Here is a 514-nt window from a genome sequence, read left to right as displayed (position 1 = left end):
CGACGAGGAAAACGCCTTCAAGATCGCTGCACGGCGCAATCGCCTTCTCGGCGAGTGGGCAGCGGGCCTGATGAACCTCACCGAAGAGGAAACCGACGCCTACAAGAAGGCGGTCGTCCAGGCCGACTTCGAGGAAGCGGGCGACGAAGACGTCATTCGCAAGCTTCTGGGTGACCTCACCGCCGCCGATTGCGATGTCAGCGAATCCGACATTCGCGCCAAGCTGGAAGAAAAGGCGATCGAAGCGCGCCGCCAGTTGATGAGCGAAAGCTAAGCGCGACCAAGCGCAAGGAATTTTCCCATGCCCATGAGTGCCAGTGAAATCGAGCGCCTGATCGGCGAAGCGCTGCCCGGTGCCGAAATCGAACTGCGTGATCTCGCAGGCGATGACGATCACTGGGCTGCCAAGGTGACCGCACCGCAGTTCGCAGGCAAGAACCGCGTGCAGCAGCACAAGATGGTCTATGATGCGCTCGGCGGCAGGATGGGCGGTGTGCTCCACGCCTTGCAACTG

Annotated in this window: 2 protein-coding genes; both read left to right on the top strand. The window is 61.3% G+C overall.

The window, feature by feature from the left end; all coding sequences use genetic code 11:
* The coding region (locus Q7C20_RS27170; RefSeq protein WP_375071239.1) for a DUF1476 domain-containing protein at positions 1-274 on the top strand (274 nt) is incomplete at its 5' end.
* Between the two features lie 27 nt (positions 275-301).
* The coding region (locus Q7C20_RS27165; RefSeq protein ID WP_375071238.1) for a BolA/IbaG family iron-sulfur metabolism protein at positions 302-514 on the top strand (213 nt) is incomplete at its 3' end.

It is taken from the genome of Pseudomonas sp. AMR01 (assembly GCF_041946035.1).
In the GTDB taxonomy this organism is placed as follows: Bacteria; Pseudomonadota; Gammaproteobacteria; order Pseudomonadales; family Pseudomonadaceae; genus Aquipseudomonas; species Aquipseudomonas antarctica_B.
This window is presented reverse-complemented; position numbering and strand designations above follow the sequence as displayed.